12 protein-coding genes are annotated in these 12767 nt (G+C 56.5%); 1 reads left to right on the top strand and 11 read right to left on the bottom strand.

Features of this window, described 5'->3' with window-relative positions; genetic code table 11:
• From ugpE to livK, 8 genes are all read right to left on the bottom strand, one after another.
• Positions 1–846 (bottom strand): sn-glycerol-3-phosphate ABC transporter permease UgpE, encoded by an 846-nt coding sequence (gene ugpE / locus DAI21_RS06045; RefSeq protein ID WP_107702697.1) that lies wholly within the window; start codon positions 844–846, stop codon positions 1–3.
• Complete coding sequence (gene ugpA, locus DAI21_RS06040) at positions 843–1730, bottom strand: sn-glycerol-3-phosphate ABC transporter permease UgpA (RefSeq protein WP_107702696.1); 888 nt, start codon at positions 1728–1730, stop codon at positions 843–845. The genes ugpE and ugpA overlap by 4 nt, the downstream gene beginning before the upstream one ends.
• A gap of 87 nt (positions 1731–1817) precedes the next feature.
• Positions 1818–3134 (bottom strand): sn-glycerol-3-phosphate ABC transporter substrate-binding protein UgpB, encoded by a 1317-nt coding sequence (gene ugpB / locus DAI21_RS06035; RefSeq protein WP_100778562.1) that lies wholly within the window; start codon positions 3132–3134, stop codon positions 1818–1820.
• Positions 3135–3379: 245 nt separating this feature from the next.
• Positions 3380–4093: a high-affinity branched-chain amino acid ABC transporter ATP-binding protein LivF gene (gene livF / locus DAI21_RS06030; protein ID WP_100780798.1), complete on the bottom strand. Its 714-nt coding sequence runs from the start codon at positions 4091–4093 to the stop codon at positions 3380–3382.
• 17 nt (positions 4094–4110) lie between these two features.
• Positions 4111–4878 carry a high-affinity branched-chain amino acid ABC transporter ATP-binding protein LivG gene (gene livG, locus DAI21_RS06025; RefSeq protein WP_100778561.1) on the bottom strand — a complete coding sequence of 256 codons (768 nt, stop codon included), beginning with the start codon at positions 4876–4878 and terminating at the stop codon, positions 4111–4113.
• Positions 4875–6152: a high-affinity branched-chain amino acid ABC transporter permease LivM gene (locus DAI21_RS06020; RefSeq protein WP_107702695.1), complete on the bottom strand. Its 1278-nt coding sequence runs from the start codon at positions 6150–6152 to the stop codon at positions 4875–4877. The genes livG and DAI21_RS06020 overlap by 4 nt, the downstream gene beginning before the upstream one ends.
• Complete coding sequence (gene livH / locus DAI21_RS06015) at positions 6149–7075, bottom strand: high-affinity branched-chain amino acid ABC transporter permease LivH (protein WP_100778559.1); 927 nt, start codon at positions 7073–7075, stop codon at positions 6149–6151. The genes DAI21_RS06020 and livH overlap by 4 nt, the downstream gene beginning before the upstream one ends.
• 47 nt (positions 7076–7122) lie before the next feature.
• Complete coding sequence (gene livK / locus DAI21_RS06010) at positions 7123–8232, bottom strand: high-affinity branched-chain amino acid ABC transporter substrate-binding protein LivK (RefSeq protein ID WP_102105315.1); 1110 nt, start codon at positions 8230–8232, stop codon at positions 7123–7125.
• 424 nt (positions 8233–8656) lie between these two features.
• On the opposite strand from livK, the gene panM reads away from it, so the two are divergent.
• A complete protein-coding gene (gene panM / locus DAI21_RS06005) occupies positions 8657–9040 on the top strand; it encodes an aspartate 1-decarboxylase autocleavage activator PanM (protein ID WP_107702694.1) in 384 nt (127 codons plus the stop codon).
• 85 nt (positions 9041–9125) lie between these two features.
• Here panM and livJ read toward each other — a convergent pair whose 3' ends face one another.
• The 3 genes from livJ to rpoH form a co-directional block, all read right to left on the bottom strand.
• Positions 9126–10226: a branched chain amino acid ABC transporter substrate-binding protein LivJ gene (gene livJ / locus DAI21_RS06000; RefSeq protein ID WP_142503677.1), complete on the bottom strand. Its 1101-nt coding sequence runs from the start codon at positions 10224–10226 to the stop codon at positions 9126–9128.
• A 196-nt stretch (positions 10227–10422) separates the two neighbouring features.
• Positions 10423–11688: a 4-aminobutyrate--2-oxoglutarate transaminase gene (locus DAI21_RS05995; RefSeq protein ID WP_107702693.1), complete on the bottom strand. Its 1266-nt coding sequence runs from the start codon at positions 11686–11688 to the stop codon at positions 10423–10425.
• Between the two features lie 132 nt (positions 11689–11820).
• On the bottom strand, positions 11821–12678 hold the full coding sequence (gene rpoH / locus DAI21_RS05990) for an RNA polymerase sigma factor RpoH (protein WP_059180334.1): 858 nt from the start codon (positions 12676–12678) through the stop codon (positions 11821–11823).
• Positions 12679–12767: the final 89 nt, after the last annotated feature.

Below are 12767 nucleotides of genomic sequence, written 5' to 3'. Positions count from 1 at the left end.
TTATTTCTCACTGTCTACTAAACCACGCACGAACGCGCGCTGCATGGCTAAAACGATAACGACCGGAGGGATCAGCGTGAGCAGCATCGCCGCCATCACCTGATTCCAGAGGGTGGTGCCTTCGCCGGTGGCGATCATCCCTTTGATGCCCGCCACGGCGGTGCCAAGATTCACGTCCTGCACAATCAGCAGCGGCCACAGGTACTGGTTCCAGCCGTAGATAAAGGTGATCACGAACAGCGCGGCGAGGTTGGTTCTGGAGAGCGGCAGCACGATGTCGCGGAAAAAACGCATCGGCGATGCGCCGTCGATGCGCGCCGCTTCAATCAGTTCGTCCGGCAGGGTCATAAAGAACTGGCGGAACAGGAACGTCGCGGTGGCCGACGCCATCAGCGGCAGCGTCAGGCCCGCGTAGCTGTCGAGCATCCCGAGATTGGCGATCACCTCGACGGTCGGGAAAATACGCACTTCGACCGGCAGCATCAGAGTGATAAAGATCATCCAGAAGAAGAGGTTACGCAGGGGAAAACGGAACCAGACGATAGCGAAGGCCGAGAGCATCGACACCACGATCTTCCCCACCGTAATGCCAAAGGCCATGATGAAACTGTTGAGCATCATCAGCCAGAACGGCGCGCTGTTGGCCCCTACCCCCTGGGTCCAGATAGTCGCCATGTTTTCGAAAAGATGGCCGCCAGGCACCAGCGTCATCGGCGTGTCGAACACGGCTTTGGTATCCAGCGTGGCGGCAACAAAGGCCACGTACAGCGGGAACAGGATGACGATGATCCCGAGTATTAACAGGGTGTGGCTGAAAATCGTCAGCCCCGGACGGTTCTCAATCATTGGTAGCGCACCTTACTTTCGACATAGCGGAACTGAACCACCGTCAACACAATCACCAGCCCCATCAGCACCACGGACTGCGCGGCAGAGGCCGACAGATCCAGCCCCGCAAAGCCTTCGCGGTAGATTTTGTAGATAAGCGTGGTGGTCGCCTGTACCGGCCCACCGGCGGTGGCGGCGTCGATCACCGGGAAGGTGTCGAAGAAGGCATAGACCAGGTTTACCACCAGCAGGAAGAAACTCACCGGCGCAATCAGCGGCAGCGCCAGTTTGAAGAAGCGGCGAATCGGCCCTGCGCCATCAATCGCGGCGGCTTCGACCAGCGAGCGCGGAATGGATTGCAGCGCGGCGAAGAAGAACAGGAAGTTGTAGCTGATCTGCTTCCAGACCGAGGCAAACACCACCAGGAACATCGCCTGGCCGCTGTTTTGCGCGTGGTTCCAGTCATAGCCGAATTCGCCGAGGAAATGGGTAATCAGCCCGCGCCCTGGATTAAACAGGAAGATCCACAGCACGGCGGCGACGGCAGGCGCGACGGCGTAGGGCAGCAGCATCAGTGTCTGATAGAGACGGCTGCCGCGCACCACGTAATCCACCAGCGCCGCAAAAAACAGCGACACGACGAGGCCGCTGACCGTCACCATGGCGCTGAATTTGATCGTCGTCCAGAAGGAGTCGAGGTAATAACTGTCGTGGAACAGCGTGGTAAAGTTATCCAGACCGACAAACTGGCTGGAAAGCCCGAACGGATCGACGCTTTGTACCGAGTACCAGAGCGCTTCGCCCGCAGGCCAGATAAAAAAGATGACGGTGATAATCAGCTGCGGGGCGACCAGCAAATAGGGCAGCCAGCGCGAACGGAATACCGGACGGGAGGAAGACATTGAGATTGGATTCCTGAACAGTGCCGGATGACCCGGCCAACGAAGAGAATTTCCCCCTCGCAGGCCGGGTAAGCCGGCATAAAAACATTAAGACTTCGTCGACTGCTCAAAGCGGCGCAGCAGCTGATTTCCGCGCTCTACCGCCGAATCCAGCGCCTGCTGTGGCGTTTTCTTACCGGTCCATACGCTTTCCAGCTCTTCATCCACGATGGTCCTAATCTGCGGCATGTTGCCCAGACGCAGACCTTTGGTGAACGGTAACGGCGGCTTGTTCAGCATCTGGCGCGTCGCGATATCCGCCCCTGGGTTTTTGTCATAGAAGCCCTGCTCGCGCGTCAGGTCGTAAGCGGCTTTGGTGATCGGCAGGTAGCCGGTCTTCTGGTGCCACTCGGCGGCGTTTTCAGGTTTCGCGAGGAAGTCGAGGAACTCCGCCACGCCTTTGTAGGTGCCGTTGTCTTTGCCCTGCATTACCCACAGGCTCGCCCCGCCGATGATAGCGTTCTGCGGCGCGCCTTTGGCATCGGCGTCATAAGGCATCATGCCCACGCCGTAGTTGAATTTGGCGTAATGACGGATGTCCGCCAGCGAACCGGAAGAGGCGGTGGTGATCGCACAGTCGCCGTTGTAAAACTTCTCGGTAGATTCGTCTTTACGGCCGAAGTAGCTGAAATCGCCCTTCTTATTCAGCGCCTCCAGCAGCGCGATGTGTTTCACCTGCTCGGGTTTGTTGAACTCCAGCACGGCGTCGGTGCCGTCAAAGCCGTTGTTCTTCGTGGCGACCGGCAGACCATGCCAGGCACTGAAGTTTTCAATCTGAATCCAGCCCTGCCAGCCGCTCGCATAGCCGCACTTCATGCCTGCCGCTTTCAGTTTGGCGGTGTACTCCGCCAGGTCCTGCCAGGTTTTCGGCGGCTGATCCGGATTTAAACCGGCTTTTTTGAAGGCGTCTTTGTTGTAATAGAGCACCGGCGTGGAGCTGTTAAACGGTTGAGACAGCAGATGCCCGGTTTTGGAATCGGTGTAGTAACCGGAAACCGTCGGCACAAACTGGGATTCATCGAAGTTAATGCCCGCGTCTTTAAACACTTCATAGACCGGTTTGATCGCTTTCGAGGCCATCATGGTGGCGGTGCCGACTTCATACACCTGCAGCAGCGCCGGTGCATTCCCGGTGCGGAACGCGGCGATGCCCGCGCTCAGGCTCTGCTCGTAGTTACCTTTGTACACCGGCACAATTTTGTAATCCGGATGGGTGTCGTTGAAACGCTGCGCCAGAGAATCAACCTCTTTGCCCAACTCCCCTTCCATGGAATGCCAGAACGGAATGGTCGTGACAGCCATTGCGTTCGTCGCAAAAGCCAGACCGATTGCCAGACCCAAAGCTGTGTGTCGTAACGATGTCATTGTCATCTCTCTTTTTTGTGCCGGATGCGCGATATCACGCGTTTTATGCTCGCGAGGTAACATGACATGCTCGAATGACAGAAAAATAACTGTTTATTTACAGAATGATGACAGACCGGGGTCAGGGGGATGATGGAATGGTGACGATAGCATGGCAAAAAAAAGCCGGGAGGCATCGCCCTACCCGGCCTGTGATTCAGGTTTTACTGGCCCGGTAAGCGCAGCGCCACCGGGTAACAGACAGCTTAACCGCCTAAATATGCACTTCGCACCGCTTCGTTCGCCAACAACGCTTCGCCGGTATCGGACAGCACAACGTGACCGTTCTCCAGCACGTAGCCGCGATCCGCAAGTTTCAGCGCCTGGTTGGCGTTTTGCTCCACGAGGAAGATAGTCATCCCCTCTTTACGCAGTTGCTCAATGGTGTCGAAAATCTGCTGAATGATGATCGGCGCGAGGCCGAGGGATGGCTCATCGAGCAGCAGCAGACGCGGCTGGCTCATCAGCGCACGACCAATCGCCAGCATCTGCTGTTCACCGCCTGACATGGTGCCCGCACGCTGAATACGGCGCTCATACAGGCGCGGGAAGAGTTCATACACGCGCTTAATGCGGGTCTGATACTGTTCGCGCTCGGCAAAGAAGCCGCCCATCGCCAGGTTCTCTTCCACCGTCATACGGGAAAACACGCGGCGGCCTTCCGGCACTATCGCCACGGCTTCGCGCATGATTTTCGCGGTCTGCCAGTCGGTAATGTCTTTACCGTCAAAGATGATACGCCCGCTGGAAGCACGCGGATCGCCGCACAGGGTGCCGAGCAGCGTGGTTTTCCCCGCGCCGTTGGCCCCGATGAGCGTCACGATCTCACCCTGATTGATATGCAGGCTGACATCATGCAGCGCCTGAATCTTGCCGTAGTGGGCATTCACCTTGTCAAAAGATAACATCGCTTTTTCCATATTATGACTCGCCCCCATCATGCTTCACCTAAGTAGGCGCGGATCACGTCCGGGTTATGTCGAATTTCTTCAGGCGTGCCGTTCGCCAGCGGCGTCCCCTGGTTGACCACGTAGATCCGATCCGAGATGCCCATCACCAGCTTCATATCGTGCTCAATCAGCAGGATGGTGGTGTCATGATGGTTACGCAGCTCGACGATCAGCTCGTCCAGCTCTTTGGTCTCTTTCGGGTTCAGACCGGCGGCAGGCTCATCAAGCATCAGGATTTCCGGCTGTGTGACCATGCAGCGGACAATTTCCAGACGACGCTGGTCGCCATAGGCCAGATTGCTGGCCTGACGGTTTGCGTGCTGCAACAGACCGATACGATCCAGCCAGGTTGCGGCGCGGTCCAGGGCTTCGCTCTGAGCGCGGCGGAAGGCCGGGGTTTTCAGCAGGCCGGAGAACACCCCGCTCTTCAGCTGCTGATGTTGTGCCACCAGCAGGTTTTCAATCACCGTCATTTCACGGAACAGGCGCACGTGCTGGAAAGTGCGCACCACGCCCATACGGGCGATCTGCTGGCCCGGCAGCCCTTCAAGATGCTGATCGCGCAGCATGATGGTCCCGCCCGTCGGCTTGTAGAAACCGGTTAGGCAGTTAAACACCGTGGTTTTCCCTGCGCCGTTCGGGCCGATCAGGGAGACAATCTCTTTCGGGAACAGGTCCAGCGAGACGTTATTGACCGCCAGCAGGCCGCCAAAACGCATCATCAGGCCGTTCACGGATAATAATGGCTGACTCATGCCTGCTCTCCTTTCGCTTGCCCGTTCTTCAGCTTCAACTGTGGACGGGTCATCGGCAGCAAGCCCTGCGGACGCCAGATCATCATCAGTACCATCAAACCACCCAGCATCAACATGCTGTATTCGTTAAAGTCGCGCATCAGCTCGCGGGAGACCACCAGCAGAATTGCCGCGAGGATCACCGCAAACTGGGAGCCCATCCCGCCGAGTACCACGATGGCCAGCACAAAGGCTGATTCGGCAAAGGTGAAGGATTCCGGGCTGACGAACCCCTGACGCGCGGCAAACAGCGTTCCGGCAAAACCGGCAAACGCGGCGCTGATGGTGAACGCAGTCAGTTTGATGCGCGTCGGGTTCAGCCCCAGGGAACGGCAGGCGATTTCGTCTTCACGCAGCGCTTCCCACGCGCGCCCCAGCGGCATGCGCAGCAGACGGTTGATCACGAACAGGGTGATCACCACCAGCAGCAGCGCCACCAGATAGAGCCAGATAACGCGGTCGGAGGGATCGTACTTCACGCCGAAGAAGTTGCTGAAGGTATCCCAGCCGCCTTCGCGCGCCGTGCGGCTGAACTCCAGGCCGAAGAAGGTCGGTTTCGGGATCTGGCTGATGCCGTTCGGACCGCCGGTCACTTCGGTGTTGTTGAGCAGCAGGATACGGACGATCTCGCCAAAGCCTAAGGTCACAATCGCCAGATAGTCACCGCGCAGACGCAGCACCGGGAAGCCGAGCAGGAAACCTGCGGCGGCAGACACCAGGCCCGCCAGCGGCAGACAGGTCCAGAAGCCCAGCCCGTAATAGTGGTTCAGCAACGCAAACGTGTAGGCACCGATGGCGTAAAATCCGCCATAGCCCAGCACCAGCAGGCCAGACAGACCGACCACCACGTTCAAGCCCAGACCCAGAATCACGTAGATCATGGTCAGCGTGGCAATATCCACCGTCCCGCGCGACACCATGAACGGCCACGCAACAGCGGCCACCAGCAGCGCCAACAGGAACAGTTTCTGCTTAACGGTCGAGCCATCAATGGCTGGCAGCACGAATTTCGGGCCAGAGACGTTTTTCATTGTCTTCTGGAACACCGGGCGCAGCAGCTGGAACAGGAACACCACCGCCGTGCCGACAAACACCCACTGCCAGCGGATATCCGCGGCGGTATCGACCACCAGTCGGGTGCCATCCAGTTCTAACTGCACACCCATAAAGACGCCCGCGAGGACGAAGAACATGACGGCAGAGAGCAGCGCCATCGCAAAATGCATCGGTTTCATACTTTCTCTACCTCCGGACGACCCAGAATCCCGGTAGGCATCACCAGCAGCACCAGAATCAGCAGTGCAAAGGAGACGACGTCTTTATATTCGGTACTCAGATACGCCGAGGAGAGCGCTTCAGCAACGCCCAGAATCAGGCCGCCGATCATCGCACCAGGAATACTGCCGATCCCGCCGAGCACCGCAGCGGTAAAGGCTTTCATCCCGGCCATAAAGCCGATGTATGGGTTGATAACGCCGTAGAACTGACCGAGCAGCACACCCGCCACCGCCGCCATCGCAGCACCAATCACAAAGGTCAGGGCGATCACGCGGTCGGTGTTAATGCCCAGCAGGCTGGCCATTTTCAGGTCTTCTGCACAGGCGCGACAGGCGCGGCCCATGCGGGAGTAACGGATGAAAATGGTCAGCGCCAGCATCGCGAGGAAGGTCACAACCCAGATCACCAGCTGCATGGTGGTGATAGAGGCCGAGAAGTTTTCGCTGGCCCCGATAATCCACTGGCCGTTAAACAGGCTTGGCAGCGCCACATCGCGCGAGCCTTCCGTCAGGCTGACGTAGTTTTGCAGGAAGATGGACATCCCGATGGCGGAGATCAGCGCAATCAGACGTTTGGAGCTGCGCACAGGCCGATAGGCCACGCGCTCGATGCTCCAGCCGTAGGCGCTGGCAATCACAATTGCACCGACAAAACCGGCACCCACCAGCAGCCAGCTGCTGTCGATACCCATCATCATCAGTGCGGCAATGATCATAAAGGAGACATAGCTGCCGATCATATAGACCTCGCCGTGGGCGAAGTTGATCATGCCGATAATGCCGTAAACCATCGTGTAACCGATGGCGATCAGCGCATAGGTGCTTCCCAGCGTGACGCCGTTAAACATCTGCTGCAAGAAATAGAGAAACTGCTCGGACATAAGAAAACCTTTTTATAACCGCCCGTTTTGCGCGGGCGGCGGGATGATTATTTGGCTACCGAAGAAGAACCATCGGCGTGCCATTGGAAGACACCAAATTCAAATCCCTTTAGATCGCCTTTCTCATCCCAGTTCAGCGGCCCAATCACGGTGTTTGCTCCGTGTGCTTTCAAATCTTTAACTAAGTCCAGCGGCTCTTTGCTGCCGGTACGTTCCATGGCAGTCGCCAGAGACTGTACCGCCGCGTAGGTGATCCAGACGTACGGACCGCTCGGATCTTTCTTCTGCGCTTTGAGCGCTTCTACGATAGCCTTGTTCGCCGGTTCCTGGTCATAGCGTTTTGGCATTGTCACCAGCATACCTTCGCCCGCATCGCCTGCGATGTTGGACAGAGACGCGTTACCCACGCCTTCCGGGCCCATAAACTGCGTTTTCAGGCCGGTCGCGCGCGCCTGGCGCAGCATCTGGCCCATCTCAGGGTAGTAACCGCCGTAGTACACGAAGTCGATGTTCTCTTTTTGCAGGCGTGCCAGCAGGGCAGAGAAATCTTTCTCACCTGCGGTGATGCCGTCGAAGAAGACCACATTCGCGCCGCCTTTTTTCAGGCCATCCTGTACGGAACGCGCGAGACCTTCGCCGTATTGCTGTTTATCGTGAATGATCGCGATGCGCTGCGGCTTCACTTTCTCGAGGATGTACTTCGCGGCAGTTGGACCCTGAGAAGAGTCCAGACCGGCGGTACGCATGATGTGCTGATAGCCACGCTGCGTCAGCTCCGGGTTGGTAGCGCCTGGCGTGATCATCAGAATGCCTTCGTCTTCATAGATATCTGAAGCGGGCTGCGTGGAAGAGGAGCACAGGTGGCCGATAACGTACTGAATACCGTCGTTAACGATTTTGTTCGCCACGGCGACGGCTTGTTTCGGATCGCAGGCGTCGTCATATTCCACGCCAACCAGCTTATCCCCTTTGATCCCACCTTTGGCGTTGATGTCTTTGATCGCCTGACGCGCGCCGTTGAACTCCATATCACCCCACTGGGCAACCGGACCGGACATCGCACCGACGACGGCAACTTTAATCTCTTCCGCCATGGCTGCCTGCGAAATCGCTAATGCAACCATTCCCGCGATCAATGCTTTCGCGTTCCTTTTCATCTGTGAATCCCCATTCGTGACGTGATGTATATATTTTGTTTTATTATGGTTAAAAAGCATTCTGTACTTTTAATGAACAACGCTATTTTTACCAGTGCCTTTAATGGTTTAGCGCAGTTTTTTGATAAAAACCAGACTAAAATCTCTATTTTTCAGGCGATTAAGCAAAGATAATATTCTGAAATCAGACAGAGATAAACAAATAAAAGTGCAGTTTGCAGCATAAAATAACGGTACAAAGCGCCGAATAAAACACTGCCTTTTAGAGTAAAATTCTGCTTAATTTTCGATCCCTGCTCTTTCTCGCTACACATCGCGTTGCTAAAAAAGTAATCAGCTGGAGAATGGTTCAAAAAAGGGGAAGCCGCTGAAGAGATAAATTGAGTACACTGCCTTTACTCTTTTTGATTTGGACAAGCAGCTAATGAAACTGACCATCCTTCGTCTGGTGTCCTTTAGCGACCAGGATCATATCGACCTGGGCAAGATCTGGCCGGAATATTCTCCTTCCTCCCTGACCGTGGATGAAACCCATCGAATTTATGCCGCCCGCTTTAACGAGCGTCTGCTGGGCGCAGTGCGCGTGACCCTGAGCGGAGCCGATGGCGCGCTGGACTCCCTGCGCGTGCGGGAAATCACCCGCCGTCGCGGCGTGGGGCAGTATTTGATTGAAGAGGTGATTCGCGATAATCCGGACGTGTCAGCCTGGTGGATGTCCGATATCGGCGTGGAAGACCGCAGCGTGATGTCCGCCTTTATGCAGGCGACAGGGTTTTCAGAGCGGGAAAATGGGTGGGAGCGGCGGTAAAAAAAGCCGGGTGGCGACTGCGCCTTACCCGGCCTGGAACTCAGGTTTTGTAGGCCCGGAGAGCATAGCGGCACCGGGCATTTTTTTACTTAGCGTCGGTCGCTGAACCGTCTGCATGCCAGGTGAAGACACCGAACTCAAAACCTTTCAGATCGCCCTTCTCGTCCCAGGACAGCGGCCCCATGACGGTATCGACGGAGTTCGCTTTCAGCCAGGTCGCAATCTCAGCCGGATCGGCTGACTGGTTCAGGCCTGCCTGCAGGGATTGCAGCGCTGCGTAGGTGGTCCACACGAACGCGCCGCTTGGATCTTGTTTCTTGGCCTTGATGGCATCCACAATCGGTTTGTTCGCCGGAACCTGATCGTAGTTCTTCGGCTTGGTGACCAGCATCCCTTCAGCCGAGTCGCCCGCGATGTTAGACAGGGAAACGTTCGCCACGCCCTCTGGCCCCATGAACTGCGTTTTCAGACCGGCCGCGCGCGCCTGGCGCAGGATCTGGCCCATTTCCGGGTGATAACCGCCGTAGTACACGAAGTCGATGTTCTCTTTCTTCAGACGCGCTACCAGCGTGGAGAAGTCTTTTTCACCGGCGGTGATGCCGTCGAAGAACACCACTTTCGCATTGGCTTTTTTCAGGCTGTCCTGCACGGAGCGCGCCAGGCCTTCGCCGTACTGCTGTTTATCGTGAACAATCGCGATGCGCTGCGGCTTCACTTTCTCAAGAATGTATTTCGCGGCGGTTGGGCCCTGGTCAGAGTCCAGACCGGTGGTACGCAGAATCAGTTTATACCCACGCGCGGTCAGCTCTGGAGCGGTCGCCGCCGGGGTGATCATCAGAATACCTTCGTCTTCGTAGATATCAGACGCAGGCTGGGTGGATGAGGAGCACAGGTGACCGATAACGTATTTGATCCCGTCGTTCACCACTTTGTTCGCCACTGCTACCGCTTGTTTCGGATCGCAGGCATCGTCATATTTTACGATCTGCAGTTTTTCGCCTTTGATGCCGCCCTTGGCATTAATGTCTGCAACCGCTTGTTCTGCGCCGGTAAATTCCTGGTCGCCGTATTGCGCTACCGGACCGGACATCGCACCGACAACAGCCACTTTAATATCCGCCTGAGCCATAGTGCTGAATGCCAACGCGATACATCCTGCCAGTAACGCTTTACCCTTCATATTCATCCTGAGATTCCCCATTATTATGGTTATTACGATTGTTGTGATGTTGTTGTGTAGCGCTTTATTTCAATTATAGGTCTGCCGTCCGCGCTTTTTCAGCACACTCTGCTAAAACATACCCCATTTTTATGATTTTGGAATAGCTAATTTGAAATGTAACTCTGCCAGCCCGGTGCAGTTTTGCGACCGGGCTCGGGCTTTATCGAGTCAGCGAGGCAGAGATGATATCCAGCGCTTTGCGGAACTGCGCGTCGGGAATGGTGAGTGGATAGAGAAAACGAATGACGTTGCCGTATACGCCGCAGCTGAGCAGCAACAGCCCTTCCGCCAGCGCGCGCTCCTGAACCTTACGGGTAAATTCCGGTGAGGGCTGCCCGGTCTCGGGATCGTTGAACTCCACCGCCACCATCGAGCCTTGCGCGCGGATATCGGCGATATACGGGCAACCAGATTTGGCCTTGCTCAGCACTTCCACCAGATGATGGCCCAGGTGCGAGGCGCGAGCGCACAGATCCTCTTCGTCGATCACGTCCAGCACCGCCAGTGCCGCCGCAATCGCCAGCGGGTTCCCGGCGTAGGTGCCGCCCAGCCCGCCCGGTGCGGGGGCGTCCATCACCTCGGCACGGCCCGACACCGCCGAGAGCGGCATACCGCCCGCCAGGCTTTTCGCCATGGTGATCAGATCCGGTTTGACGCAGTGATGCTCCATCGAGAACAGTTTCCCGGTACGGGCAAAGCCGGTCTGCACTTCGTCAGCGATCAGCAAAATTCCGTGGGTGTCGCACAGGGCGCGCAGCCCTTGCATAAAATCGGGCGGCGCGACGTTGAATCCGCCTTCACCCTGAACCGGTTCGAGGATAATCGCTGCCACCTGATCCGGGGCGATATCGGCTTTAAAGATACGCTCCAGGCTTTTCAGGGCGTCCTGAGAACTCACGCCGTGCAGCGTGTTGGGATATTGCGCGTGATAGACCGAGCCAGGGAACGGGCCGAAGCCGAGTTTGTACGGTGCCACTTTGCCGGTGAGGGCCATGGTCATAAAGGTACGCCCGTGGAAGGCGCCGCCGAACGTGATAAGACCGGGTCGTTTGGTGTAGGCGCGGGCGATTTTGACCGCGTTTTCGACGGCTTCTGCACCCGTCGAGAAGAAAGCGGTTTTGGCTGGCCCTTCAATCGGCACGCGGGCATTGATGCGCTCTGCGAGGGCGATATAGCCTTCGTACGGCACAATCTGGTACGCCGTGTGGGTAAACGACTGAAGCTGCTTTTCGATGGCGCCGATCACTTTGGGATGGCGATGGCCCGTGTTCAGCACTGCAATCCCGGCGGCGAAGTCGATCACTTCGTTGCCTTCGATATCCCACAGCGTGGCGTTTTCCGCTTTATCGGCGTAGAAACCGCACATCACCCCGATACCGCGCGGCGTTGCCTGCAAACGCCGTTCATTTAACTCGTGATTGTTCACCCTGTCCCCTAAGATTCGCATGCGTAGCGCATCTGTAAGTGTTTGCCAGGGGGAGGAATTCGCCAGAGCGGTCGTTAAAAAAACAAAACCCCCAGATTTTCATCCAGGGGTTATCGGGGAACTTCGCAGGAATTACGCTTCGATAGCGGCGCGAAGTTTTTTCATGGCGTTCTTTTCAAGCTGACGCACACGCTCTGCTGAGACGCCGTAGCGGTCGGCCAGCTCCTGCAGGGTGGACTTGTTGTCTTCGTCCAGCCAGCGGGCGCGGATAATCGCCTGGCTACGCTCGTCGAGACCTTCCATCGCGTGGGTGAGTTTGTTCGCGGCCTGATCTTCCCAGTTATCCTCTTCGATGCCGTCGGCAAAGTTAGAGGTTTTATCCTGCAGATACAGAACCGGTGCCATCGGCTGGCTATCCTGCGCATCGTCGTCAGAAGACATATCGAATGTCATATCCTGAGCGGCCATACGGGATTCCATCTCACGCACATCTTTGCTGGAAACGCCCAGCTCACGCGCTACCATTTCGACTTCATCCTGATTGAACCAGCCCAGACGCTGCTTGGCTTTACGCAGGTTGAAGAACAGTTTGCGCTGTGCTTTGGTCGTAGCGACTTTCACAATACGCCAGTTACGCAGCACGTATTCGTGAATTTCCGCTTTGATCCAGTGAACGGCGAAGGAGACCAGTCGCACACCCACTTCCGGGTTGAAGCGACGTACAGCCTTCATCAGACCGATGTTACCTTCCTGAATCAAGTCCGCCTGCGGCAGACCGTAACCCGAGTAATTACGAGCAACGTGAACAACAAAGCGCAGGTGAGACAGGATCAGCGTCTTAGCTGCTTCCAGATCGCCCTGGTAATGCAGCTTTTCAGCAAGCTCCTTTTCTTCCTCAGCCGTCAACATCGGCCAGGTGTTCGCAGCCCGGATATAAGATTCCAGGTTACCAACAGGGGCTAAAGCTAAAGTTTGCATTTCTTTGGTCATTCATTCCTCTCAATTTAGTGTCTTCTGGCGTTTGTTTGTCCCCATCAGGCAACAAGCATGCCAAAGCATTTGAGCAGTGAGACTAACAT

The organism is Lelliottia sp. WB101, from assembly GCF_003051885.1.
In the GTDB taxonomy this organism is placed as follows: domain Bacteria; phylum Pseudomonadota; class Gammaproteobacteria; order Enterobacterales; family Enterobacteriaceae; genus Enterobacter; species Enterobacter nimipressuralis.
The sequence above is the reverse complement of the archived record's forward strand: the minus strand, read 5'-3'. Positions and strand labels throughout refer to the sequence as shown.

Excerpts from the sequence above, each read along its gene's own strand:
- ugpA (WP_107702696.1), bottom strand. The coding sequence starts at position 1,730 with ATGTCTTCCTCCCGTCCGGTATTCCGTTCGCGCTGGCTGCCCTATTTG.
- livJ (WP_142503677.1), bottom strand. The coding sequence starts at position 10,226 with ATGAATATGAAGGGTAAAGCGTTACTGGCAGGATGTATCGCGTTGGCA.
- panM (WP_107702694.1), top strand. The coding sequence starts at position 8,657 with ATGAAACTGACCATCCTTCGTCTGGTGTCCTTTAGCGACCAGGATCAT.
- livF (WP_100780798.1), bottom strand. The coding sequence starts at position 4,093 with ATGGAAAAAGCGATGTTATCTTTTGACAAGGTGAATGCCCACTACGGC.
- ugpE (WP_107702697.1), bottom strand. The coding sequence starts at position 846 with ATGATTGAGAACCGTCCGGGGCTGACGATTTTCAGCCACACCCTGTTA.
- ugpB (WP_100778562.1), bottom strand. The coding sequence starts at position 3,134 with ATGACATCGTTACGACACACAGCTTTGGGTCTGGCAATCGGTCTGGCT.
- rpoH (WP_059180334.1), bottom strand. The coding sequence starts at position 12,678 with ATGACCAAAGAAATGCAAACTTTAGCTTTAGCCCCTGTTGGTAACCTG.
- livH (WP_100778559.1), bottom strand. The coding sequence starts at position 7,075 with ATGTCCGAGCAGTTTCTCTATTTCTTGCAGCAGATGTTTAACGGCGTC.
- livK (WP_102105315.1), bottom strand. The coding sequence starts at position 8,232 with ATGAAAAGGAACGCGAAAGCATTGATCGCGGGAATGGTTGCATTAGCG.
- DAI21_RS06020 (WP_107702695.1), bottom strand. The coding sequence starts at position 6,152 with ATGAAACCGATGCATTTTGCGATGGCGCTGCTCTCTGCCGTCATGTTC.
- livG (WP_100778561.1), bottom strand. The coding sequence starts at position 4,878 with ATGAGTCAGCCATTATTATCCGTGAACGGCCTGATGATGCGTTTTGGC.